At 68.7% G+C, this 24,346-nt stretch carries 25 protein-coding genes and 1 tRNA gene; 5 read left to right on the forward strand and 21 right to left on the reverse strand.

Features of this window, described 5'->3' with window-relative positions; translation table 11 throughout:
* Positions 1–651 precede the first annotated feature (651 nt).
* From cmk to ACGFIO_RS36090, 3 genes are all read left to right on the forward strand, one after another.
* A complete protein-coding gene (gene cmk / locus ACGFIO_RS36080; RefSeq protein ID WP_392833711.1) occupies positions 652–1,332 on the forward strand; it encodes a (d)CMP kinase in 681 nt (226 codons plus the stop codon).
* On the forward strand, positions 1,329–2,714 hold the full coding sequence (der, locus tag ACGFIO_RS36085) for a ribosome biogenesis GTPase Der (RefSeq protein ID WP_392833714.1): 1,386 nt from the start codon (positions 1,329–1,331) through the stop codon (positions 2,712–2,714). Before cmk ends, der begins: the two co-directional genes overlap by 4 nt.
* A gap of 47 nt (positions 2,715–2,761) precedes the next feature.
* Positions 2,762–2,835, forward strand: a tRNA-Pro gene (locus ACGFIO_RS36090).
* An 80-nt stretch (positions 2,836–2,915) separates the two neighbouring features.
* On the opposite strand, the gene ACGFIO_RS36095 is transcribed toward ACGFIO_RS36090, so the two are convergent.
* From ACGFIO_RS36095 to ACGFIO_RS36185, 19 genes are all read right to left on the reverse strand, one after another.
* Complete coding sequence (locus tag ACGFIO_RS36095; protein ID WP_392833825.1) at positions 2,916–4,085, reverse strand: tyrosine-type recombinase/integrase; 1,170 nt, start codon at positions 4,083–4,085, stop codon at positions 2,916–2,918.
* A 47-nt stretch (positions 4,086–4,132) separates the two neighbouring features.
* Entirely contained in the window at positions 4,133–4,369 is a 237-nt protein-coding gene (locus ACGFIO_RS36100; protein ID WP_229716264.1) for an AlpA family transcriptional regulator, read from the reverse strand.
* 181 nt (positions 4,370–4,550) lie between these two features.
* Positions 4,551–5,660, reverse strand: coding sequence for an AAA family ATPase (locus ACGFIO_RS36105; RefSeq protein WP_392833716.1), 1,110 nt, complete (start codon positions 5,658–5,660; stop codon positions 4,551–4,553).
* Positions 5,660–6,760, reverse strand: coding sequence for a bifunctional DNA primase/polymerase (locus ACGFIO_RS36110; protein ID WP_392833719.1), 1,101 nt, complete (start codon positions 6,758–6,760; stop codon positions 5,660–5,662). Before ACGFIO_RS36110 ends, ACGFIO_RS36105 begins: the two co-directional genes overlap by 1 nt.
* A complete protein-coding gene (locus ACGFIO_RS36115) occupies positions 6,757–7,122 on the reverse strand; it encodes an RRQRL motif-containing zinc-binding protein (protein ID WP_392833721.1) in 366 nt (121 codons plus the stop codon). Before ACGFIO_RS36115 ends, ACGFIO_RS36110 begins: the two co-directional genes overlap by 4 nt.
* Complete coding sequence (locus ACGFIO_RS36120; RefSeq protein ID WP_392833723.1) at positions 7,122–7,829, reverse strand: DNA methylase; 708 nt, start codon at positions 7,827–7,829, stop codon at positions 7,122–7,124. The genes ACGFIO_RS36115 and ACGFIO_RS36120 overlap by 1 nt, the downstream gene beginning before the upstream one ends.
* The gene (locus ACGFIO_RS36125) at positions 7,826–8,134 is read right to left on the reverse strand and encodes a hypothetical protein (protein WP_392833724.1); all 309 of its coding nucleotides are present in this window, start codon (positions 8,132–8,134) and stop codon (positions 7,826–7,828) included. The genes ACGFIO_RS36120 and ACGFIO_RS36125 overlap by 4 nt, the downstream gene beginning before the upstream one ends.
* Positions 8,131–8,529, reverse strand: coding sequence for a MazG-like family protein (locus ACGFIO_RS36130; RefSeq protein ID WP_392833726.1), 399 nt, complete (start codon positions 8,527–8,529; stop codon positions 8,131–8,133). The genes ACGFIO_RS36125 and ACGFIO_RS36130 overlap by 4 nt, the downstream gene beginning before the upstream one ends.
* Complete coding sequence (locus ACGFIO_RS36135) at positions 8,526–8,873, reverse strand: hypothetical protein (RefSeq protein ID WP_392833727.1); 348 nt, start codon at positions 8,871–8,873, stop codon at positions 8,526–8,528. Before ACGFIO_RS36135 ends, ACGFIO_RS36130 begins: the two co-directional genes overlap by 4 nt.
* On the reverse strand, positions 8,870–9,118 hold the full coding sequence (locus ACGFIO_RS36140) for a hypothetical protein (RefSeq protein WP_392833730.1): 249 nt from the start codon (positions 9,116–9,118) through the stop codon (positions 8,870–8,872). Before ACGFIO_RS36140 ends, ACGFIO_RS36135 begins: the two co-directional genes overlap by 4 nt.
* A gap of 142 nt (positions 9,119–9,260) precedes the next feature.
* Entirely contained in the window at positions 9,261–11,495 is a 2,235-nt protein-coding gene (locus tag ACGFIO_RS36145; protein ID WP_392833732.1) for a cell division protein FtsK, read from the reverse strand.
* A 96-nt stretch (positions 11,496–11,591) separates the two neighbouring features.
* On the reverse strand, positions 11,592–11,891 hold the full coding sequence (locus ACGFIO_RS36150; protein ID WP_392833733.1) for a hypothetical protein: 300 nt from the start codon (positions 11,889–11,891) through the stop codon (positions 11,592–11,594).
* Entirely contained in the window at positions 11,888–12,460 is a 573-nt protein-coding gene (locus ACGFIO_RS36155; protein WP_392833735.1) for a hypothetical protein, read from the reverse strand. The genes ACGFIO_RS36150 and ACGFIO_RS36155 overlap by 4 nt, the downstream gene beginning before the upstream one ends.
* A gap of 11 nt (positions 12,461–12,471) precedes the next feature.
* Positions 12,472–12,690, reverse strand: a complete 219-nt coding sequence (locus tag ACGFIO_RS36160; protein WP_392833736.1) for a hypothetical protein — start codon at positions 12,688–12,690, stop codon at positions 12,472–12,474.
* Between the two features lie 19 nt (positions 12,691–12,709).
* Positions 12,710–14,422 carry a type IV secretory system conjugative DNA transfer family protein gene (locus tag ACGFIO_RS36165; RefSeq protein WP_392833737.1) on the reverse strand — a complete coding sequence of 571 codons (1,713 nt, stop codon included), beginning with the start codon at positions 14,420–14,422 and terminating at the stop codon, positions 12,710–12,712.
* Positions 14,423–14,436: 14 nt separating this feature from the next.
* Positions 14,437–14,652 carry a hypothetical protein gene (locus ACGFIO_RS36170; protein WP_392833738.1) on the reverse strand — a complete coding sequence of 72 codons (216 nt, stop codon included), beginning with the start codon at positions 14,650–14,652 and terminating at the stop codon, positions 14,437–14,439.
* 103 nt (positions 14,653–14,755) lie between these two features.
* Complete coding sequence (locus tag ACGFIO_RS36175) at positions 14,756–14,917, reverse strand: hypothetical protein (protein WP_392833739.1); 162 nt, start codon at positions 14,915–14,917, stop codon at positions 14,756–14,758.
* Between the two features lie 12 nt (positions 14,918–14,929).
* Positions 14,930–15,610 (reverse strand): DUF2637 domain-containing protein, encoded by a 681-nt coding sequence (locus tag ACGFIO_RS36180; RefSeq protein WP_392833740.1) that lies wholly within the window; start codon positions 15,608–15,610, stop codon positions 14,930–14,932.
* A complete protein-coding gene (locus tag ACGFIO_RS36185; protein WP_392833743.1) occupies positions 15,610–15,855 on the reverse strand; it encodes a DUF6284 family protein in 246 nt (81 codons plus the stop codon). The genes ACGFIO_RS36180 and ACGFIO_RS36185 overlap by 1 nt, the downstream gene beginning before the upstream one ends.
* Positions 15,856–16,299: 444 nt before the next feature.
* Between ACGFIO_RS36185 and ACGFIO_RS36190 the strand changes: the two genes are divergently transcribed.
* Both ACGFIO_RS36190 and ACGFIO_RS36195 read left to right on the forward strand, forming a co-directional pair.
* A complete protein-coding gene (locus ACGFIO_RS36190) occupies positions 16,300–17,469 on the forward strand; it encodes a hypothetical protein (RefSeq protein WP_392833745.1) in 1,170 nt (389 codons plus the stop codon).
* A gap of 3 nt (positions 17,470–17,472) precedes the next feature.
* A complete protein-coding gene (locus ACGFIO_RS36195) occupies positions 17,473–18,021 on the forward strand; it encodes an isochorismatase family cysteine hydrolase (protein ID WP_392833748.1) in 549 nt (182 codons plus the stop codon).
* A 289-nt stretch (positions 18,022–18,310) separates the two neighbouring features.
* Here ACGFIO_RS36195 and ACGFIO_RS36200 read toward each other — a convergent pair whose 3' ends face one another.
* Entirely contained in the window at positions 18,311–19,345 is a 1,035-nt protein-coding gene (locus ACGFIO_RS36200; protein ID WP_392833749.1) for a DUF6082 family protein, read from the reverse strand.
* A 584-nt stretch (positions 19,346–19,929) separates the two neighbouring features.
* Complete coding sequence (locus tag ACGFIO_RS36205) at positions 19,930–24,042, reverse strand: carboxypeptidase regulatory-like domain-containing protein (RefSeq protein ID WP_392833750.1); 4,113 nt, start codon at positions 24,040–24,042, stop codon at positions 19,930–19,932.
* Positions 24,043–24,346 lie beyond the last annotated feature (304 nt).

The following is a 24,346-nucleotide window of genomic DNA, read 5'->3' on the forward strand; positions in this document are numbered from 1 at the left end:
GACTCGTTGCGTCAGCGAGAACATCGACGATCGCGTCGCTGGCGTCGGTCGTATCTGGCCACAGCCCGGTGACTCCTGCCTCGCTCACCGCGTGAGTCGTCAATCGGTACCTGACTCCCGGCCGGAGTTCATCGGTGCCCAGACCGCAGTGGAAATGACCCCCGCCGCGCGGTTCGCAGACGATCGCACCGGAATCGGCAGACGTACGGTCGACACTCTCGAAGACAAGAATCACCTGAACGCCGGAGCCAGCCGCAACAAGATGCACGGGTATGTCGATCGTCGCGCGGTCGCCGGCCGCACCACGTCGCGACGATGTCGCTTGAAAGCCGGGTAGAACCGCACTCCTTGTCCGTCAGGCGCCGTTGCCGACGATGCCCGGGGCGGTAGACCGATTTGACCAGGCCGACCGGCGGCTCTGGTCCTCGCTGCTCCCTAAAACCCGTACCGTGTGACCCGGTCCGACCCCGCGATCCCGATCGCGACCATCCGGCTACAACCCGGAAGCGGCGCGCGGAGCGGGACCACCCACCTGGGCCGGCGAGAGGGCGAGCACGTGCTGTGCCCGTACCCACATGGGCTTGATTTTGGTGTGTTTCGCGCGTGCGGGCACAATGGGTGGGTTGGGCTTCGGAGCGTGGGGAGATCGCGTTGGGTGAGGTAGTGCGGCCGGAACGCTGCGTCGTGGCCGTGGACGGGCCCTCGGGGTCCGGCAAATCCACCGTTTCCCGGCGTCTGGCGACCGCCCTGGATGGCGTATATCTGGACACCGGTGCCATGTACCGGGCCGTGACCTGGGCTGTTCTGGAGGCCGGCGGGGATCTCGCCGACCCCGACGGCATCGCCAAGATCGCGCTGGAGACCGAGCTCACTGTCGGTACCGACCCGGCGGCGCCACACTTCCTGGCCAACGGGGTGAACGTCGACGCCGCCATCCGCGGGCCCGAGGTCACCGGGGCCGTGTCGGCCGTCGCCGCCGTGCCCGCCGTGCGCCGTCACCTGGTCGGGCAGCAGCAGGCGATCATCGCGCGGCACCCGCGGATCGTGGTCGAGGGCCGCGACATCGCGTCCGTGGTCGCGCCGGACGCCGACCTCAAGGTCTATCTGACCGCGTCGGCCGAGGCCCGCGCCCGGCGGCGCAGTGCCGAGGACGCCACCGACGTGACGGCCACCCAGGCTGACCTGGAGCGGCGCGACAAGCTTGATTCTTCGCGTACGACCGACCCGCTGCGCCAGGCCGGCGATGCCGTCGAGGTGGACACCACCGGTATGGGCATCGACGAGGTCGTGACGCGGCTCCGGGAACTACTCAGCAGCAAGGTGCATCAGTGACCGACGTCTTCGAGATCGACGAGCCGCCCACCGAGGTCTCGATCGCCGCTCCCGTGGTGGCCGTGGTGGGCCGCCCCAACGTGGGCAAGTCCACGCTGGTCAACCGCATCATCGGCCGCCGCCAGGCCGTCGTCGAGGATACGCCCGGCGTGACCCGCGACCGCGTGCCCTACGACGCCAACTGGAACGGCCGCCGATTTACGGTCGTCGACACCGGCGGCTGGGAACCGGACGCCCGCGACCGCGCGCTGGCCATCGCCAACCAGGCCGAGATCGCGATCCAGACCGCTGACGTGGTGCTGTTCGTGGTCGACACCACGGTCGGCGCCACCGACGACGACGAGGCCGCGGTCAAGATGCTCCGCCGCAGCCACAAGCCAGTGATCCTGGTCGCCAACAAGGCCGACAACCAGAACCTGGAGCTCGAGGCCACCTCGCTGTGGTCGCTGGGCCTGGGCGAGCCGTACCCCCTCTCGGCCCTGCACGGCCGCGGTTCCGGCGACCTCCTCGACGCGATCATGGACGCGCTGCCCGACGCCCCGCCGATCATCGAGTCCGGCCCGCGCGGCCCGCGTCGCGTCGCCCTGGTCGGCCGCCCCAACGTGGGCAAGTCCTCGCTGCTCAACCGCGTCGCCCGCGAGGAACGTGCGGTCGTCGACTCGGTCGCCGGCACCACGGTCGACCCGGTCGACAGCCTGGTCGAGATGGACGGCGAGGTGTGGCAGTTCGTCGACACGGCCGGCCTGCGCAAAAGAGTCAACCAGGCTTCCGGTACGGAGTACTACGCTTCCCTGCGCACCGCCGGCGCCGTCGAGGCGGCCGAGGTGGCAGTCGTGCTCCTGGACGCCGCCGAGCCCATCTCCGAGCAGGACCAGCGCGTCCTGACCTCGGTCGTCGAGGCCGGCCGGGCCCTGGTCATCGCCTTCAACAAGTGGGACCTGGTCGACGAGGACCGCCGTTTCTACCTCGACAAGGAAATCGACCGCGAACTCAAGCGCATCCCTTGGGCAGTCCGCGTAAACATCTCAGCCCGCACCGGCCGCGCCGTCGACAAGCTGGCCCCCGCCATCCGCCGCGCCCTGGCGTCGTGGGAGCAGCGCATCACCACAAACGCCCTGAACACCTGGCTAACGGCCGTAGCCCAGCAAACCCCTCACCCGGTACGCGGCGGCCGCGCGCCCCGCATCCTGTTCGCAACCCAGGCCGGCGTATCACCCCCCAAGTTCATCCTGTTCACGACCGGGCTCCTCGACGCGGGCTATATCCGCTTCGTGGAACGGAAGCTGCGCGAGGAGTTCGGATTCGAGGGCTCGCCGATCGAGATCGCGGTCAAGCCCCGGAAGAAGCTGGGACCGGGGGGTCGCGGTAAGGCGCATGGGTAGGGCTTTGGTAGTCTGTCTGGGTTGCCGCGTCCGGTAGGGCGGGGTAGCGGGCTGTAGCGCAGCTTGGTAGCGCACTTGACTGGGGGTCAAGGGGTCGCAGGTTCAAATCCTGTCAGCCCGACAATCTTGAAGGGCCGCTAGCTAGGGTATAAACCCTGGTCAGCGGCCCTTCTGTCATTCAGCTAGATCCGGATATTCCTACTAGACGGCTCGGAGTTGGGGACCGTTTGGGGACGCGGGGGAGATTCTGGGAGCGCGCAGGTGGGCACTAAGCGCCGATCCGGCCTCCTCGATCGAGCGCTGATCCGGGTGCAAGTACCGCTGCGTGGTGCTCAGCGAACCGTGCCCGGCGATCTTCCGCAGTACGTGCACCTTGACGCCGGCATCGGCTAGCCAGGTGAGGCCGGTGTGCCGCAGGTCGTGCCGCCTCAAGTGCTCGTATCCCAGCGCCGTGACCACCTCGTCCCAGTGCGTGGCGTCCCGTAGCACCGCGGTACTGATCCGGCCGTCCCGCGGCCCGGTGAACAGCCGGGCGTCCGGCCCGGCCGCCGAGTCGAGTCGCTCGGTCACCATCGGGCGGACCTCTTCGATGATCGGCACCTTGCGGGCGCGCTTGCCCTTGGTGCCCTTGTCGATCAGCCCGCCCGGTCCCGGTGTGGTCTGCCTCCGCACCGTCCACGTCCACGTTGCCCGGTCGATGTCCCCGGCTCGGACGCCGGACACCTCGCCGATGCGAGCCGCGGTGCATGCGGCGAACGTGACGATGTGCCCCCATCCGGTGAACTGGCCGTGCGACCGGGTGACGAGCATGTCTGCGAGCGTGGTCAGCGCTTCCCAGCTCGGCAGGGCGAGCGAGCGCGGGTCGTCCAGTTCGTCCTCGGCGCGCTGGTACTCGCGCTGCCAGCCCGTGACCCGCGCGACGTTGCGGTCCACCACGCCGTCACGTACGGCCTGTTCCAGCACCCTGACCAGAATGGCAAGCGTGTTCTTGACCGTCGAGCGGCTGCACTCGTCCTCGATCCACGAGTAGACCGCCCGGTCCACCACGCCGTTGGTGATCATCCGCATGGGAATGTGGCCGAGGGTCGGCACGACGCGCAGCCGCCAGCCGGCCATGTACGGATCGAGTGTCTTGCGCTCCAGCCCGCGGGTAGCCAGCGGCATCACGTCGGTGCCGTACTCGGCGAGTCGCTGTGTGGCCGCGGCCGGGTTGAGCCCGCCGTTGGCCGCGCGGATCATGCCGTCGATCCAATCCTGAGCGTCCTCGGGTGTCGCCGTTGAGTGCGACTTGGACCGCCGGTCGCCGGTCGCAGGGTCGGTCCAGCGGACGCGAGCCTTGTAGGGCTTGGGCCGCCCGGCGCGGTACTCCACGTCGGACTTGACTGAAACACTGAGGGGCGGGTGCTGCGCTGTGCTGGTCACGCTGCCTCCGGGGTGACTCGACGGCTGGCCAGCCATGCGCGCACGTCCTCGATCGAGTACATGATCACGCGCTCGGACAGGGCGATGAACGGTGGACCTTGCAGCGGCCGGGCGGTCCGCCAGCGGCGCACGCTGGACGGATCCACGCGCAGCATCCGGGCCAGCTCTTCAGTGGTGATCAGTTCGGTCTCGGCGGTGGTCGTGTCGATGCTGTCTACGGCCCTGAGTCGCACGGTGACGGCCTCCCGGTGCTGCGGTGTTGTTTGGCGGGGGTACGGGGGTCAATGTGGCTGCGGCCCTCTGCGCGGCCCGCTGAAAGCCACGCTGAGCCAAGATCTCGGGCACCCTGGGGTGTTCCTATACGTGCTGCCGGGATCATCCCGGATCCTCCATGTTTCAGCCGATCTCCCATGATCAGCCGTCCTCTCGGCTGTCACTCTCGCTGTCACTGCCGTTTCCGCAGGTCAGCTCGGGTTGAGTGACGGCAGTGACGGCAGTGACAGTGGTGACACCGGGCACCCGGTACCGGCCGCCCGGCTCAGCGGCCAACTGCCCGTCAGCGAGCATCCGCGTGCAGTTCTGCCGTACGGTGTCCGCCTTGAGCCCAACCCCCTCGGCGATGACCTTGGGCGTCGTGCCGGGCGCATCACGCAGGTAGCGCAGGATCGCGGCGCGGGTGTCGCTGAGCTGGTAGTCCCCGGCCGGGCCATCGAGCATCCGCCACGCGCCCGCGGCAGGGTCGAAGCACAGCGGGTACTCGGCTTCGTCGACGTCGCGGCCGGTCACGTGCAGCACGCCGTCACCCTGGTTACGTGCCCGCTTGAGCACGAGCGTGGCGTCCGCGGCCCCGGCGAGCCCGTTGGTGCCGGACACCTCGGACAGGAAGTCGTCCGAGCCCAGCTTGCGCACGTGGTGCACCGCGACGACCGCTACGCCGTAGTCGTCGGCGATCTTCTTCGCTCGTCCGACCGCGGCGTAGTCGGCGTCGTAGGCGGACGCGCCGGGTGCGGAGTTGCCGCGCAGCTTGGCGAAGACGTCGATGATGACCAGCCGCGCCCGGGGGTGCCGGTCGAGCCACGCGGCGATGGCCTGGTCCCCGCCCTGCGGTAGCGGCGGGCACTGGGTGGCGAGGGTGAGGCCGGCCGGGGCGGGCCGGTCGCCGAGCACCTTGCGCAGCCGGTTTTGCAGCCGCCGGGCGGTGTCTTCCAGGGCGAGGTAGAGCACCGGCCCGGCCTCGACTTGGATTGAGCCGAGCGCGTGGTCGCCGCGGGCGACGTCCACGCCGAGCCCGAGCGACATCCACGACTTGCCGACCTTGGGCGGCCCGCACAGCAGGCTGAACCCTTCGGCGATCACGCCGGGCACGGCCCACTTAGGCGGGGCGAAGGTCATCGACATGATGTCCGCGGCGGTCCACGAGGTGCGCAGCCGGGCGGGCTTGTCGACAGCGGACAGCACCGCCGCGGCGTCGTCCGGTCCGGCGAGGCGCAGCGCGGGCCGCTCGCCTGGTGTCGGGGCGGTCATCACGCCACCTGCCGCGGGCGGCGGGCACCGGCACGCAGACCGGAGGCGATCGTGCGCTCGATCTCCCGCGGGCGCAGCCCGAGCCGGGCTGCGGCGTCGGCAAGTGCGGCGGTCACGGTGTCCTCGGCGACCGCGCCGCCCGCGGTGAGCTGGCCGAGGGTCTGCGCGGCCATGAACAGCGCGTGGTTGCGTCCGCCCTCGCCGGCCACGGCGAGCTTGGCCAGGGTGCCGTCGATCGCGGCCCGCACGTACGCGCCGCGCCGGTCCGCGGGCAGCTCGACGACGACCGGGGGTCCTTCCGGGCGTAGTGGCGCGGGCCGCAGCCGTTCGGCCAGCCAGTCGGGCAGGGCATCGACGTCGGAGTTGCGGACCACGTCGTACGGGTGCCCGCCGACGGTCGAGCCCGCGGCGACGACGTAGCCGCCGTGCCCGCGGGTGTCGATCAGCCACCCGAGTGCACCCGCCGTGTTGCGCAGCTCGATGCCGTCCGGCTGGCGGAAGTACAGGTGCAGCCCGCTGCGTCCGGTCTTGACGATGTACGTGTCGTCGGGCCACGACCGCTCGGCGGCGTCGCACAGTGCCGAGAGCACGTCGATGCCGTGGGTGGCGTCCGGCCGCTGACAGCCAGCCGGCGGGACCTGGTTGGGCTTGCGGGGGTCCAGGTCGAGCACGATCAGCCCGGACGGACCGCACGCGATACCGACGTTGTACGGCCCGGCCGTCCAGCACCGGCGGATCCGGTCAGGGTCGGTCGTGGCGCGCTGCTCCCACCGGTCGATCGCCGGGCGCTTGTCGTCCGGCCGCAGCGGGAAGACGTGCCACCCTCGGCCCGCCGCGCCGAGTGCCGCGGCCAGCAATTCGTTGCTGTGCATAGGAATCCGCTCCCTCATATCGGTTGTGGATGGATGTGCGCGGAGGTACTTGTCGTGGGCGCAGGCCGCGCAGTAGCGCTCCCGCTCCCACCGGGCGAGCTGCAACGGCTGACCGGAAACGGTGTCCTCAGCCGCGACGGTCGCGGCGCAGATGTGCGGGTACGGGCCGTCGACCGACACGAACCGACCAAGGGCCTTGCTCGCGGCGATCCAGTGCCCGCGGGTCATCGCGAGTCGTGGCAGGTCAGGCACTCGCCGAGCGAGCGCGGGATGTAGTAGGGCCGCACCTGGCCGCAGGTCGGGCACGTCCGGCGGGCGCGCAGCGCGGCCCGCACGGCGTCGAGCTGGGCCGGGCTCGCGGTGCGCTTGGGCCGGGCCAGGTCGAGCCGGTACAGGTACGCCGCGCGGGTGCCGCCGACACCGCGCCACAGGATCTGCGCGGCGATCGGCTGACCACCCGGCCGCAGCCCGCGGGCGCACAACTGCCGGCGGGTGGCGTAGCCCGCGGGCGCGCCGCGCCACCAGTAGGTGGGCAGCCCGGCGTGCCGGTCGCCCTCGGGATCCCAGTAGGCGGCCCGGATCCTGGACATCAGGCGGCCCTGCGCAGGTCGGTCGCGCGGCAGGCCGCGGCGCGGAACGCGCGGCCGAGCCATGCCGCGTACGCGGGCGGGATGGCCTCGGTCAGCTCCTCCCGGACGTCGGTCCAGTCGATGCCCATGGCCGTCTGCATCTCGGCCACCGACGCCTTGCCGCCGCCGTCGCCGTACGCGGCCACGTACGGGCCGTCGTGGTAGACGCCGTGCCGCCAGCCGCGCACCCGACCGCGGTGCCGCACATGTGCGGGCCGGGCCGTGGTCCAGCCACCCAGCTCGAAGTTGCGGTGCCGGATCACGCCGAGGCCGAACATCTCGCCGCACAGGGTCACGTCCTTACGGACCGGGGCCTTGCCGTTCGGCTGCTCGATGACGTACGGCAGCCCGGACCGGTCGAGCAGGTCGCGCAGGTCCGGGATGAGCTGCACGTGATCGCGGCCCCACCCCATCGCCCGGTTGGTGCCCTGGGTCAGTGCGCACCCCTCTTGGCACGGGGGCGAGGTGTGGATCAGCGAGAACGCCCGGATCCCGCCCCCGCGGACCAGGCGGTCCAGGTAGGACAGCGCCTCGGCCTGGACGAACCGGAACGGGTACCGCGGCCGGGCGACCAGGTCCACGCCGAGCACGTCGAATCCGGCGGCGTGGTAGCCGGCCGCGGCCCCGCCGGCGCAGCAGAACAGGTCGAGCACCAGGGGCCGGTTCATGCCGCGTCCTCCTGCTCGGCGAGCTGGTCGGCGATGCGGTCGACGGCGCGGCGTAGTCCGGTGTGGCGGATCTCGGAGGCGTCGCGGTAGGCGGCCGAGTAGAGCGGTTCGCCGTCGTCGTCGTAGCTGGTCGGTCCGGCCCCTTCGACGACGATGTCCCACTCGTTCGGGCCGCACTGCCCGGCGATCCAGCCGGCTACCCAAGGCCACTCGCCCCGCTCGGCCCGGTCGCCGGTCAGCGGGTAGCGGATCTCCACGTCGCTGTCGTCGGGGAACCGGCCGTCGTTGCTTGCGTACAGGTTCATGCCGTTCGCCCCCGTCCGGCGAGGGTCGCGGCATGGAGTGTGACGTCCGGGGCGCCGGACGTTGCAGCTCGGCGTTGGATGCGGTTGAGGTGGAAGGTGAGCCGGTCCTCTAGGGCGGTCTGGTCGTCGCCGATCACGGTCTGAGCGAATACCAGCGCGGTCACCGCGACGTCGATCGCTTCGGCGATCACGTCATCCCAGGTGTGGGTGACGCCCTTGCGGGGGTTCTGGCCGAGCACGCCGATCACGGCTTGCGCCATCTCGCCGGCTTCCTCCTGCACCTTGAGGGCCTGGCACAGGGTTTGTGGCAGCCCGGCGAGGTCGGGGTTGCTGCGGACGGCGAGCTGGGCGGCGATGCGCCGCGCAGCCGTGGTGAGGGTGGGTGTGGTAGTCATGCGGCCCTCCGGGTGTCGATCGCCCGGCGCTGCCCGCGGCCGGTCAGGGCGCCGGGGCGCAGCGCGGCGACCGCGGCGAACAAGGCACGGAGTTGGTGCAGCACGGTGTTGAACTGCGCACCGGCGAGGGTCTCGCCGGACGAGAGCGGCACGCGCATGGTGATCTCGGCGTAGTCGCGGTCGCCGGCGCGTACGCGGGTGACGACGGCCCGGCCGCCGGTGTCAGGGCCGATGGTGATTTGCCGGCCGCGGTGCTCGGCGAGCCCGCACGTGTGGTCGCGGTTGCACCAGGTCGTGTGGTCGATCGGCTGTCGCTGGATGCGGGCCATGGTCCGGGTGCTCATCGGGTGCCCGCCTTCCGCTCGGAGCGCAGGTATTCGTAGACGCGGCGGCCGATGCGGATCCGGCGGCCGGTGCCGTTGCAGCGCGGGCACTCGCGGAAGGTCTTGGGGAACAGTCGGGAGTAGATGCGTCCGTTGGCGCAGTGCGGGCGTCGGCAGACGCTCCACGGGGAGATCGCGCACGCGCCGATGTAGAACGCTGCGTAACCGAGGGCGGTGAGGCTAGCTAGCGCTACCAGGGTGGTCATCGAAGTGCCTCCAGGGCCGTTTTCAGGGTGTGAAGGGCCGGCGCCGCTAGAAGCTAGGGCGCTGATCAGGGGATTGATGTGTCGCTAGCGGTGCCGCTAGGTCTAGCGGGGCCGGCCGCTAGACCTAGCGGCGAATCGTGGGCTACTTGGTCTTGCCGTTCCCCGCATCGCGGTCACGCTTGGTGATGGCCGCGAGGATGTCGGCGCGGTGGAAGCCCTTGCGGTTGCCGGACTCGCCGGTGTCGGTGTCCTCGCCCCAGCACTGCTTCGTGCTCAGGCCGTGGACCTTGAGGGCTTCGCGGAGTTGGTCGGCGGTGAACCCGGCGTAGACGTCCGCGCGCAGCGCGGCGAGCCGCTTGACGATCACCGTGGACCACAGCTTCGGCTCGGCCTCGGCCATCACCGCGGCGACGTCTTCGAGGATCGTGCCCCGCCGGACGGCGGTGGTGTCGAGCACCACCCCGGCGGCGTGGCCGGTGATGTTGCCGTAGCGCTCCCTCGCCGTCCGGGCGCGCGCCACGATCACCTCGGCGGTCGGGCCGTCGATGTTGAACGTCTTGACGATGACCGGCTCGTCGCCCTCGCCGGCCAGGTAGCCGATGCCCTTGTCGCGGCGGGAGAACATGGTCGCCCGGATGCCGTTCTTGTAGGCCGAGGTGCCCAGCACCATGTCGTTCTCGGTCTGGCCCATCACCTTGAGGCAGAACCGCAGCACCGCGTTGGCGGAGATGCCGGTCGGCAGGCTCTTGGCGTCCGGCCGCTGAGTGGCCAGCAGCAGGAAGATCGCGACGGCCGGCCCGCGGCGGATCAGGTCCTCGCAGATCTCCTCGATCTCCGCACCGTACTTCGGGTGCTCGAAACCGCGCTGGCACTCGTCGATGCCGATGCCGATCGGGAACAGACCCAGCTTGCGGTTGGACGCCAGCTCGTCGGTGACCTTGTTCTCCGGGCACAGGTCCCGCGGCAGGTCACGAATCACCTTGGTCCGGCGGCGCATCTCGGTGTGGACTTCCCGCAGCGCGGTGACCAGGTACTCGATGTCCTCTTCGTCGTCGCCGGCGCGGTACCGGTGGCTGACCGGTTCCAACGGCGACAGGTCACCGGTGCCTTTGAGGTCGAACGGCAGCACCCACGACCGCGGATCGAGCGCGACCAGCAGCAGCGCCAGCCGCAGCGCGAACGTCTTGCCGAACCGCGGGAGCGCGCCAATGATCATCGACGCGTACATCAAGGTGATGGTGACCAGCGCGCCGCGGGGGTCGGTGCCGAACGGTGCCTCCTTGAACAGGTTCACCGTTCCGGACTTGAGCAGCGGGAACGGCTTCTGCTTCGCACGGCTCATGTCGTGATCGGCGACGAACAGCATGAGTCGGCCCGGGTGCACATCGGCGTTGGCTTCCGGCCACACGCAGCCCAGCGGGCGGGTCAGCGCACCGGCCAGCTCTTCACGCTTTTCCACCACGGCCGAGGCGACCACACCGCGGGGCAGTTCCACCTCGCAGTGCCAGCCGGCGCCGTTCTCCCGCGCGATCGGCGCGGGGAACCACCGCTTGCCGTTGTCACCGCGGCGGATCGCCGCGTCGATACCCGGGATCCGCAGCGAGCCGAGCGCAGCGAACACCTCGGCGGAGGTCAGCGGCGCCACGTCACGCCGCACGACAGCGGTGTCCAGCAACGGCTTGTCCGCCGGGGTGCCGAGGTAGCCCAGGATCGCGGCCAGCACACCCAGCGCGGTCCACCGCTGCCACGCCGGGGCAAAGATCAGCCAAGCGACCGCGAACACCAGCAGGGCCGCCGTGCCGGCCGCGGTGATCCCGCGCCACCGCACCCGGCGGTCGCGCTGGCGGGCCAGCTTGAGGTAGGTCTCGGCGTCCTCGGTGCGTACGGTGGCCTGCCGGACCGGCTCGCCTTCCAGGTCGAACAGCCACCGCGTGTAGGTGCCGACCACCCGGACCGCCCCGCGCGGGGTCCGGAATGCGATCCGGCCGGCGTACTTGGGCAGCCGCACCGAGTGGTAGGCCAGGGCGTGCGCGCCGAACCCGGCCGCCCACGCCAGGTTCCCGGCGAACTCGGCCCGGGATTTGAGCGACGACGGGACGATCGGCACCCGCTGCGCGTCGCGGAACGAGGCGAGGGAGAACCGCGGGCGCCGCTGCACGCCGATGCTGTCGACCAGGGCCGGCCGGTCGCTGTCGGTCTCGGTGTCGTGCTCGGTGTCGACCTCGGCGCCCGCCGGGTTGTCGCCGATCGTGTCGGGTTCGGTGTCGGGTGCGGTGTCGTCCCGGTTGTCGCGGCGCTGGCGTGCCGCGCTCAGATCGACGACGTCGGCCTCGGCGGCCTGCCAGTCGAAGCCGTCGTCAGGATGGGGGCTTGTCATGATGGTGGTTCCTCCACGGGTTCGTGAGGGCTCGGGATCGGAGGACCGGGGCGCGGCTGGGTGGTTGGCAGCCGGAAGGCCGCGCCCCGGGCGGAGCTAGAACTCGTCGCTGTCGACGCGGCGGCGGGTGTTCGCCTGCTGCGCGAGCAGGTCGTTGTGCTCGGCGCGGGCCGCGGTGTCGGCGAGCTGCGCGTACAAACCGAGGTTCGCGCCCAGCTCGGCCACCCTGGTGCGCTCGCGCTCCCGGTCGGCCGGCCGGTAGTCGCGGGGGCTGTTGGGGTAGGTGGAATTGATCCGGTGGTTGAGCCGGTCGATCTCAGTGAGGCGGGACAGGACCAGCTCGCCGAGCGCGCGGGCGGTGAACTGCGGCGGCGTCGGGGTGTCGTTGTTGGTCATGCTCCGTCTCCGTCTTCGTCGGTGCCGCTGGTCTGTTGGCCGGTGGTGGACTCGTCGGCCGGGCTGCCGAGGCGCCAGAACGGCACCTGCTCGATGCCGTCGATGGTCTCGGCGACGTGATCGAACTTGCCGGTGGCCTCGATCTCGCGGGCCTTCTCCTGGGTCGGGTGGGTGCCGGCTTCCCACGCCTGCCGCTCGTCGCGGTCGAACACCGAGTCGGACTGTGCCTTGTGCTCGGCCAGCGGCCGGCCGTCGATCAGGGTGCCGCCGCTGTCGGTCGACACAGCGACCAACTCGGCCTGACGCAGACGATCCCAGCCCTGCTCGGCGGTCGTCTCGGTGTCGGCGTCGGCCCGCAGTTCGGCGGCGTACCCGCGGGCGGCCTCGGCCGCCCGACGCCGCTCGGCGGCCCACTGCTGCGGGTCGACCCGGTCACCGGCCGCGCGATAGGCCAGGATCTCAGCAGCGTTGTCGGCCTCGTAGTCCAGGCGGTCGGCGCCGCGGTCGATGCGCTGCGCCATCTGTTCGTAGGTGCCGGCCGTCGGCCGGTCATCGTCGAAGTCGGTCATGACGTCCTCTCCTAGAACTCGTCGCTGTCGCCGGTGCGGTACTCGGCGCCGGCGTCGGGGCCGCCCCATGCCTGGGCGAGCGCGGCTTTGTCGGTGGTCGGGAGGTCGGAGTTGTCGAGCAGGTCTTTGAGGTCGGCGCCGTCGATGCCGGCCTTCAGTTCGAAGTCCTCGGCGAGGTTTTCCTGGTAGGAGGTGAGGTGGGCGTACGGGTTGGGGTGGTTGCCCATCACTGGGGGTCTCCCTTGCTTCTCAGGCGGCGGTACGGGCCGTCCGGGCGTCGGTGCTCGGACGGGGCTTGAAGGTGTGCCAGCGGCGAGCCGTCGTGTTCGCCGGCGCGGACGACGCGTCCCGGCGAGCTCGGCGCGACGGCTTCACGGCCTGTCGCAGGTCGCGGCGTTTCCAGACGATCGGGGTGCGGACCAGAGCGACGCGCATCCCGCGGCGGATCAGCAGCGCACGGAAGTTGGGCAGCCCGGCCAGCATCGCCGGGGCGATGACCGGTACCCGGCGGGTACTGCTACCGGTGACCCGACCGTCGGCGCCGCGGGTGTGGGTGGTCTCCTCCCGCTCGCCGGCCAGCTCGGCGAACGCGTGCAGGTCCTTGGCGTCCTTGCACCCGCCGTAGACCAGCACCGCCGCAGCGGAGTTGAGGATCATCGACGCGCCGTTCTCGCCCCACCGCTCGCGCAACTGGCCGAGACCCTGGCACGCCGCGTGGATCGTGATCGAGCGCTTGCGCAGCTCGGCCATCCACCGGTCCAGCGGAGTCGGGCAGACCAGTGCGACCTCGTCGAGCACGAACGCAAGCCCGGGATCGAGCCGGCCACCCGGCCGGGCCGCGGCGGTCCGGCGGGCCTGGTGGGCGATCTCGGCAACCAGCGCGGCCACCAGCGGGCCGACCGTGCCGTCGTCGTCGCCGAGCAGATACAGCGCGCCCCGGTTGTCGGTCAGTTCGTCCACCATGAACTGCTGGCCGTCGGGATCCGGGTCGCCGACCTCCGCGGCCGAGGGCAGGGTGATCCAGGCCAGGGCCGGGGCCATGGCGAGCATGACGCCGTCGCGGGTCCGGGCACTCATGTCGATCGACTGCGCGGCGGCCTGGCGCATCTCCGCCGCCCGCGGGGAGGTCTTGAGCGCGGTCAGGATCGCCTCACGGGCGGTGTCCGGATCGGCGACCCAGCCCGCCACATCGGCCATCCGGTAGTCGCCGAGCGCGGCGGCGTGCAGCCACACCGCGAGCACGCGGCGGGCCTGTGCCGCCCACCGGGCACCCTCCGCACCTTGGGCATCGACCGGTCCGATCAGGTCGGCCGCCCGCCGCGCAGCGGTCGACGCGTCGGCGCACCCGGACAGCGGCGACCAGCGCAGCGACGACGCCAACCCGCCGAGACCACCGGGGTTGAACACCTGCACCGGGCCGCGGCCGAGGCGCAGCGGGACGGTCAGGTCATACAGGTCGGTGGCCGTGCTGGTCGTAACGACTCCGCCGGGGGCGTCGATGACCCGGTTGGCCAGCTCCGCGGTCTTGCCGGTGCCGGGGATCCCGATGCGCAGCGTGGACTCCTCACCCGAGGTCCACACCGTCTGCGCGCCCGCCTTCGCGAGGGGCACGGCGAAGCTTTTCAGCGGCTCGCGCCACGCCCGCCACCAGGGCAGCATGGCGAGGGATGGGCGGATGACCGCGGCCTTGCGCCGCATCGCCCACCGTGAGGAAGTACGCCAGATGTCGAAGCGGGAGGCGGTGCCGGCGTTGCGTCGCGAGTGCCGGTCCCAACGGCCGATCAGCCCGGCCGAACCGGTCGTCCGGAACTGCCACCACACCGGCACCGCGCCGATCGCCAGCCCGGCCAGGATCATCCCGGCGCCGGCGAGACGGTGGCCCGGGTGCTCGGCCAGCAGCCAGCCGGTCGCGGCGAGCACGAGACCGGCGCCGGCGGCGCGTACGAGGGTCTTGGAAGTCATGGGTTCCAGGCCTTTCAGAACTCGTCGGTGTCGTCGTACGGCCGCGCCGGCATCCGGCCGCCCGAGGCGAGCACCCCACACGCGGTGGACAGGTGCTCGGCGATGTACTGCCGATCCGTGTTCTTGTTGTCGAGCACTCGATCGGCCCAGTTGTGCAGGTCAGCCAGCTCGGCGCGCAGGTTGGCCAGCTCGGCGTACGCCTCGTTGATCTCGATCTCTTCTTCACTCATTGCGGTCTGTGCTCCTACGGGATCGAAGGGGTTTGGGCTTGGGATCGGAGGACCGGGGCGCGGCCGGGTGGTTGGCAGCCGGAAGGCCACGCCCCGGGCGGAGCTAGAACTCGTCGCCGTCGCTGCGTTCCGCGGCTCTGCGCTCGGCGAGCTGCGCGTTGAACTGCTGCGCGCCGAGCTCGACCTGCGCGTTGACGGCGAGTCGCTGCGCCCGATTACGCTCGATGACTTCCTCACGCTGGGTACGAAGCTGCTGCTCAGACATCAGACCCGCCCCTCACGCCGCGACCGGCAGAACCGGGACCTCAACGTCGGGCCGCGGCCAGTACCGCTGCACCGTGCGCTCACTGACCTTTAGCCGAGCCGCGACCTGCTCCTGCGTCGCATTCGGGTACTTCGCCAGGTGACGGGCCACCCGCTCAGCGGTCGTCAGCCTCGGCTTCGCCGGACGCTTCACCGGCGCCGCCGGGACCTCCGCGGCGGGCTTGGCGTCGACCTCGGCAGCCGCGGCCGGCGCAGCTGCGACAACCACGGGGGGTGCGGCAGGCGCGGGGCTGGCAAAAGCGCGGATCCGACCGCCGATCTCGACCAGGCTGATCGAGGCAACCACGATCAGACCGTCCACACTGAACGGCAGCAGATAGGCGCTCGCGCCCGTCTCGCCGTACCGGGCCGCGACGCCGGCCATGTGCCAGTACGACACCCACGCCGCGATGCCCGCGATGACCGCGGTCGCGGCGAGCCGAGCGACCGACATCGGGCCGCGGCGGGCCGGAATACGCGAGATCAGCTCGACCGCCAGCAGCAGCGCCAACGGCGACCACGCCGAGATCGCCTTACTTACTGGGTTGTCCGCCGCGTGCAGCACATTGCCGGCCAGCGACGCGACAATGCCGAGCGCGAACACACCTCGGACGCCCCACCCGATCCGGCGGAGACGCTTCATGTCCTGGGTCATCACGCCACCTCACGAAGGGCGGCGGGGTGCGCGGCCAGCTCAGCGGCCACGCGGGTGACACGGGCCTCAGCCCGGCGCAGACGCCGCCACTCCAGCGGCGACGGACCGCCGTGCTCGGCGGCGTAGATGTTGGCGATCTCGGCGTCCAACACGGAAAGCTCCGCCTCGATCAGCGGCCATTCGGCCTCGATGCCCTCCAGGTCAACGGGGCGGGGGCCGACCATGTCGACCGGTCGCTTACCCATCAGGTTCCCTCCAGAACGGTCGTAGAGAGCGCCTATGAAGCGCATCTCTAATGCGCTTCACGGTAGCGATACGCCGACCGGTTGCGCAAGAGAGTGGCGGTAAGATGTTTGTTATGGCAGACGAACGAAGCGCTCTAGCTGCGGCAACGCGGCGCTACGAACGAACAGAGAACGCTCACGAGGAGGCTCGACGCGCCGCGATCGAGGCAGTGTTGGCGGCTTTGCGGGCGGGGATCGGGCCGTCTGAAGTGGAGCGGCTGTCGCCGTTCACCGCGGCCTACGTTCGGAAGCTGGCGCGTGAGAACGGCATTCCGCCCGCCGCGCCAGGGCCAAAGCGAGTGGTTACCACCTGAGACTTTCGCGTCGTCTTGGTCATGCCTCAACCATGACGACGAAGCGACCGTGGCGGCAGATGACAGACAGGGACACAGGGGGACAGGGGACATGTCCACGGACAGGGCAACGGCTGGCCGACAGCTTCAGCCCAACCTTGTACTGACCACGAAGCGCGAAGCGCGCGGCTGGACATCTCGCCGTCGGGCAGCGCGGGAGTTACACCGGATTTGGCAGGCCAATCTACCGGGCTGCCCAGACATTGAGTCGCTTGAAAAAGCGCTGTATAGACACGAGACCGGGCGGGTTCATGTCCGCGATGACGCCTATCGGAAGTTGTATTGTCTCGCCTACGATGCCACACCGCAGGAGCTTTTCGGTTCTGTCGAGACGGACACAGGAAATGCTAGTCGACTTGTTGTGACGTCTCACAAATTCATTCCGGTATTCGTCGGCGTCGAACGGGCCGCCCGTCTTAGGGGGCGTCCGGACGCCGCGCCCGGCATCGAGCATTGGTTGGATTGTCGAGTCGCGCCGGTCGATGTCATCAACGGGAAGTGCGATCTCCACGTGTGGCCATTTGGCGTGGCGATTTTTCATCTCGTTGAGGAATTGGTAATACCCAATATTGCGGCGCTTAGCGTCTGGCGAGTCCAGTCGTACAAGGACAACATGGCGTGGGCGACGCGGAGGATTCATGATCTCGGGGCCAGCGAAAGCGCTGAGGCCGCTTACGTCCTGAGCGCGTACTGGGTAAACGAGGCCCCATGGGAAGGTGACACGCTCGACACGGCCTTGCGTATCCTGGCTATTCCGAAAGTGCTCCTTGAACGGGATATTGAGCCTGCGCATTCGCTCCACCGGGCAGAATTGGTAGAAAGGTCTTTACTTGCCGAGGGCTTCGAGCATCCCGACATGACTCCGTTTGGCATCAAGGGAATCTCAAAGGGCTACGCCTCCTGGTCAGGGGTGGTGTACTACCCCATTGCGGAACAACGCTCGTTGGCAGAGGATGATCTGGTGCACTGTGAGCTAGCGGTACAGTCGCTGTGGGCGTACTCAGACCACCTCAACAGAATGATCGAGCGCGGATCCGATCCGGATGTCCCAGACGAGTATGGTTGGCGCTTCGTCCGGGGAGCGCGGTCAAGAATAACCAACGCTAGGCCGCGAGAAACCGAACAACATCGCTCAATGAGGAATGCGATCCTTGCTACCTGCGACCTTGAGAGCAACCTTGCGCAAGCCATCGAAACACTTCGCGACAGCGTCGGAGGTTAGGCCGTGATTCCCAGCACCTCGGTTCTAGTAGTGGTCGACGTCCAGAACGGATTCATACGACCGCCATCCGCGCCGGTGGTTCCCGTAATTGCTGGCTTAGTACAGCGGTGGCAACAAGAGAGCGGTGCTGTTGTATTTACCCGCTACCTCAATTACCCGGGCAGCCCCTTCGAGCGCTTGATTCATTGGCAGAAGCTTCAAGAATCTCCCGAGACCGATATCGTTCCTGACCTCGTACCGTTGGCCGAGAAGTCCATTACACTGGACAAGCGGATATACAGCCTATTTTCGCCAGAAGGGATCAGGTTGGTACGGGAGAAAGGATGGAGCGACCTTTACATCTGCGGAATTGCCACAGAAAGCTGCGTATTGAAGACGGCAGTAGATGCGTTCGAGTTGAACCTGACTCCATGGGTGCTGTCGGACGCATCAGCCAGCCATGCCGGCCAGGAAGCGCACGACGCGGGAATGCTGGTAATCCGTCGCTTCATCGGAGAGGGACAGATCATCCGAGTGTCGGACGTGCCGCTCTCAGGCAGCGTCGTCGTCTAGCTAGCTCTCCGTCACCCGTGTCACTGGTGTCACTGGCGTCACTGAACGGCCATCTAGCTGCGAAAACGTAAGTGACAGCCTCTTCGCGGGCTGTCACTCGGTTGCCCCAGAAGCTGACGGATGCGCTCAACGGGGCGGGGGACCGCGGGGACCATCCGGGGACCCACACGGCATGCACGCCAGTGCCCGGACTTGCACACTTGACCCCCTGCGTGAACGATGCGCATCGTGCCTGACGTGCGGAAACGTCAGCTCCAACGGTCCGGGGGTCGTGCGGTCTAGACGCGATCTATATCCGTCGAGAGCGAGGACCCCTGATGGCGCGGCCGTCGATGCGTGGCAGTCGCCGACGCTCGTGCAGGCGACCGAGAAAATAGCCTAGTCCTACGCCGAGGCCCAACGCGACGACGCCCGGCGTCGTCGTCATCTTGTAGATAGGCGGAGGTGCTGCGGTCTTATCGTCCCAAGCGTTCTTGTGAGGTGAGTCGACGCCATTGCCCCGATCATCAACGGTAGCCCGCGCGTCGCGCAACGCCCGGTCGTACTCCTCGTCGGCGATTCGCAGAAAGTTGCGGCCAGAGCGATTTTGACTCCTGTAGATTTGCCACGCTGGCCTGGCCCGTTGCCAGTTTGTTCTCGCGATTTCGCTCTGGAATAGCTCGCGAAATCCGTCGAGTCGCAAACCTCTTTCGTTCCATCCGCCAGTTTCGAACATTGCAAAGAAGTAGTTAAGCCAAAGGGTGCTAAGTAGCTTTCGCCGTATATCTTCATCGCTCGCGGAACCGAAGTCGCCAAGGACTGGAGCGTAGGTCTTTGGGTCGATAATCGCGTAGTCTAGGAGTTCGCCGTGAACTTGTCGTAGGAGCTGGAGTTGGTCTATTTTCGTCTGGCGGGTCTGCGCCGACAGAGAAGCTGCGACGCCCACCACGGCCACAGCGGAAAGAATGGCAGAAATAAATCCGTAAGTTTGTCCAATATTGCTAAGGCGCGTCCAATCCACTGCTGAAGTGCGTTGGAAGAGTCGCTGCATCCAAAGCGGTGACAGAACTATGGCCGCTATACCAAGTACACCCGCACATGCTGCGCCGATCCGGGGCCAGGGCCATCCGCCGATCTTGCGTAGTACTTCCAAGGCTGAGCACCTGCGCTTCCTGCTGGTCGTCGTGGCCGCTCTGTTATGAGCTTCATTGGATGACAACATCTGTTGAGATGTCCACTCACGGCGCAGCGATCGTGGGGACCGGCGGGGACCGCCTGGGGACCACACGGTATGCGCGCGGGTGCGTCGACCTGCACACTTGACATTGGCGTGAACGCTGCGCATCGCGCTTGACGTGCGGAAACGTCTACTCCAACGGCCTGGGGGTCAAGGGGTCGCAGGTTCAAATCCTGTCAGCCCGACATAGTGTTTATGCAGTTCAGAGGGCTGGTTCGGATCGTCGACCGGCCTTCTCTGCATTTCCGGGGACCGTAAGAACCAAGTCGTACCGAGGTAGCGCACATTGACCGATGGTCAAGCCATGTGTGTATGTCGGCTGCCGAGATGATCTCGTCTGTATCACGAGCGCCGCGCGAGCGCGGCGCTGGTCTGGCCGTGCTCGGCCTGCTGATGTCTCTTGAGCCAGCATCGGTGGCGCGTCGGCCCACGCTCTGCTGGACGCCGTTGACTGGTGTTTGCTCCGGGCGTTAGCCCTTCGGGCGTGTGGGGTAGCGGGCGGCCATCCCGACTATCAACGATCCAGGTTCAGCTGACCTGCCGCAGGCTGACAAGATCGCTGTGGCGCCGACCGCGGGGACGAGGTCGTTGTGGATGTAGGCGGTTTGGGACCTGCCAGACCCACTTCCGCAACGACGAAGGGCCCGACCTCTTCGTGAGGCCGGGCCCTTCACCTAGGGCTGTCGATCAGGTCATGGCAGTCGTGTCAGGTTGAAGTCGTACACCGTCGTCTGACCGTTTACGATCTGCGCCTTTCTGGTTTGGGGCACGTAGCCGTTGGCGGCCACCGTCAGTTGGACCGGAGCGTTCGAAGCCGGCATCCAGTACCCGTAGGTGCCGTCGGCGCCCGTGACCAGCGTGGCGTCGGAGGCGAGCCCGTCGATGTGGACGGCTCCCGGGAGCGGTGCACCCGCGCCCGTGACCGTACCCGCGATCTTGCCCCACCCGGCGGGACGCTTGACGTTCAGCGTGGCCGAGACCGACGGTTCGCTGTACGGCGTGTCGGCGCGGAGCCCGATCGAGGCCCCGTAGGTGCCGGGCTGGTCGACGTTCGCCGTGATGACGGACGTCACCTGGACGCGAGCGCCCGGCTTGAGGGTCACCGTTTTCGGCTGGATGTCGAGCCACCCGACACCGCCGCCGCCGGCCGTCGCACCGGAGACGTTGATCACCATGTGCATGCCGGGAAAGTCGATGTCGGCCGTGTCGGTCGGCTCGGGCAGGTTGCACGTGTCCGACGCGATGTAGCTGGGCGCCGTCTGGCCCTGATCGTTCGAACCGATGAAGAACCAGCCGCCGGCCGGCACGTCGATCTCGACCACCAGCGTGCCACCGGCCGGAACGGATCCCTCGACCGGGACCGTGACGACCGTGCCGCCCGCGTCCGCGCCGACCGTGACGTCCTTGCTGCCGATCGGCGTCATGTTCGCGTACCGGAGATCACCCACGAGCGAGTACAGGTTGACCGACAGCGGCTGGGCCGAGGTCGTCAGCTCGACACCGAACTGCACCTGGGAAACGTCGAACGACCCGTTGATGCCGAAGTCGCTCAGCTTGAACGTCCGCAGGTACTTGTTGTCCCGCGCCTCGGAACCGTTGTTGCACGAGACCGAGTTCCCGGTCGTGATCTCCTGCGACGCCGAGTGGGTGATGGTCTGCTCCGCGAGCGGGACAGCTGCCGCCCGTGGAGTGATCGACGCACCCTGCTTGGCGCCCGACTTCGACAGCCGCGCCTTGGACGTGCTGAGCGACTTGCCCGACGGCTTCACCGACTTGGCGACGGTCGCCGGTCCCTCCACACCCTTGATCACCGCGGCACCGGCCGCCGACGAGCCGAGCGGTACGAACGATCCGCTGCCGGCGCCGATGTCGACCCGGACCGGGGCCGAGCCCGTGTTCGACACCTGGAACGTCCGGGTGGCCGACTCACCCATCCCGAGCGTCGCCGAGATCGACTCCTTGTTGACCGCGATCCGGCCGGCCTTGAGCTCGGCGCTGAACGTCGCCGCCTGACCCTCACTGGTCAGGTTCGCCGACCCGGTCGCGCTCTCGTAGTTGTCGGCCTCGGCCACGAGGTCGTAGCTACCGAGAAGCAGGCTCATCGCGTACGCGCCGTCGGCGCCCGTGGTCGCGACGCGCCTGGCCCCGTCCGCCCGGTTGGTGGCGGTGACCTTGGCGCCCTGGATCGGCGCCTTGGTGTTGAAGTCGCGGATCACTCCGCTGACGGTTCCCTGGGCGGGAGCGTCGTAGGTGATCGTCAGACCCTCGTGGGTCGCGACGGCGTTGGACGAGTACTGAAGGGCGTCGGAGCCGGCCGCGTTCTCGATGCCGATCGTGGCCGAGTTGCCCTGGGTTCGCCCGTCCACGGCGCCCGGACCGTAGCCCATGACGATCGTGCCGTCGGACACGAGGGTCGTCGAGAACGAGACGCGGGTGTTGCTCGACTCGTACGGGAAGACGTCACGCCACTCGAGTGTGAACGCCTGTTTGCCGCCCACCGTGGTCGTACCGGTGTACAGGCCCGACTGCGCATCGATCAACAGGTCGTCCCAGAAGGGGTAGACAGCCGCGTTGGGCGCGGGCGCACTGGGGATGGCCACGTTGGCGAGGACAGAGTTGTCGGCGAGGAAGTTCAGGTACCCGTTGCTCGACACGAACGCGTTGGTGTACGTCCCGTCGTAGAAGGGGAAGCTGAACGGCAGGGCCACCGTCGCGCTCACGTCGTCACCGGTGAGTGGCGTCCGGGTGGTTCCCCGCAGGTATCCGCCTTCGGAGACCGCGCACGTATAGCCGAAGGCGTCCTTCTTGGGTGCGAGGGTGACGGGAACCGTCTCGTCACCGTCGACCACGACCTCGCGGGAGAACGGAGCGTTGCACCCTCCGGCCGTCACCACCAGCTCGTAGGTGCCTTCCGGGACCGACGGGAACGTGAACGTGCCGTCGGCACCAGTCGTGACGGGCTCGATCTGCGGCGCGATCGTGACTTTCGCACCCCTGACGGGCGCGCCTGCGGCCGTGATGGTCCCCGACACCTTGTGCGACGGCGCCGCCTCGAGCGTCAGGTTGACCGTGGTGGTCGTGTCCTCGGTGATGGTCGCGGTCGCCGCCTTGGTCAGGTAGCCGAACGCGCCGGCCGAGACGGCGTAGTCACCCACGGGCAGCTTGGCCGAGTAGGTGCCGTCCGCGCCGGTGAGGACAGTGCGGTCCGCATCTTCGCCGTCGGCCACGACACGGGCACCCGCGATCGGGGCACCCTCGGCGTCGGTCACCTTGCCCGTGAGCGTGCCGACGCCGTTGGTGGGCGCGGCCTCGACCAGCGCCGCGGCGTCGAGCTTGCCCTCGCCCCACACGTTGTTGTCTCCCGCGGTTCCGCCGCAGCTGGTGTCGGAGGTGTCCACCGCGGTCCGGTCGAGAAGCGCCGCGGTGCCGGCGATGTCGCGGTACATGGCTGGTGAGGCACTCCACAGCAGCGCGACGGCGCCCGCCAGGTGTGGCGTGGCCATCGAGGTGCCCGAGAAGTCGGCGTAGCCGCCGGGGACCGACGATCGCACGTCCACGCCCGGAGCCGCGATGTTCGGCTTGAGCTCGTTGTCCCGCCCCGGACCACGGGCGGAGAAGCTCGCGATGTTGCCGTTGACGTCGTACGCGCCGGCGGCGTACGTGTGAGTGAACTCTCCCGGGAAGCGAGCGGTCGAGCAGCCCGGGCCCTCGTTGCCGGCCGCCCACGCGCCGAAGATGCCCGCGGCGTTCCAGGCCTGGGTCTCGGCGCTCATCCAGTCCTGGGGGAGGTCGACACCCGGCGGGATGCCCCAGGAGTTGTTGATGATGTCGGGGCGCATCGACGGGTCCGCGTCGCTACCGTCCATGCGGGTCGGAGCGAGGAACCACTGTGCGTCGGCCAGGTAGTCGTCGAAGGAGCACCCGTCCGCGTCGATGCAGTTCGCGGCGATCCACTTCGCGCCGGGCGCGACGCCGATCTGGTTGGCCCCGTCCGCGCCCACCATTGTCCCCGTGGTGTGCGTGCCGTGCTCACCGCCGGTCGGGCACGGGTTTCCGCCGCAGGCGTCGGGGATGTCGAACCAGTTGTAGTCGTTGCTGAGCGAGCCGTCCGGGTTCGTGCCGCGGTACTTCGACCGCAGCGCCGGGTGCGTCACGTCGACGCCGGTGTCGAAGCTGGCGACGGTGATCCCCTGACCCGTGACCCCGCTATCCCAGACCTCCGGTGCGTGGATCGCCCCGATGCCCCACTCCACGCCGGCCGACGTCTTGGGACCAGCCGCCTTGGCCTTCACCGGCTTGGTCTCCGCCATCGCGAACTGCTGATGGACGCCGGCGACCGAGCTGGACGCCGCAACGCCCTGCGCCATATCCAGGGTGCCGTCCTCGACGTAGATCGAGTTGTTGATCCAGAAGCTCTTGTAGGTGGCGCCTGCGGCCTTGAGCTTGGCGATCACGTCGGTCTGCGACTTCTTCGCGGTGGCGCGCAGCGTGTCGTACACGAATTGCCCGCGCTTGTTGCTGTCAGCGATCTTGTAGGCCGGCGCGAGGTCCGCCTTCGTGGCGAACTTGATCCAGAAGTCCGCGCTCTTGTTCGCCTTGAGCTGCTTCGTCGCTTCGGCAGTGATCTTCGCCGCCGCCTGCGTCCCCGTCGCGGCACCGCTCGGATCCACCGCCGCGCTGGGCCTCACCTGTGCGGCGGCCGGTCCCGCTCCGGCGACCACCATGGCGAGTGCGGTCGCCGTGATGGTGAGCGCCGACCACGGTCTCCGTTGATCCACTCTAGATGGTCTCCCGTACTCGAACATGCAGGGTCCTTCCTTGAAATCGGCAACACAGGGGAGCTGCGAGCTATGCGTCCAGCTCGCCCCGGCTAAATAGTTGTCATCGATTAACTGCTGGTCGCTACCGCCCGTCCGGTGCTCCGCGGCCCCGGACCGTACCGGTGGGGAGCCCCGACCTCATGCGGTGTTGGCGGCTCCGCTGCGGGGTCGTGGGTGGACGTTCGCTCTGGTGCTGACGGTCGGTCATCCGTGATGCCCCCCTTGCGACACATGCAGCGACCGAAGTATCCAGGCTGATGGATGCCGCTTCATATCCGGGGAAATACCT

The sequence above is a fragment of the Actinoplanes sp. NPDC049265 genome, from assembly GCF_043197135.1.
Taxonomy (GTDB): domain Bacteria; phylum Actinomycetota; class Actinomycetes; order Mycobacteriales; family Micromonosporaceae; genus Actinoplanes.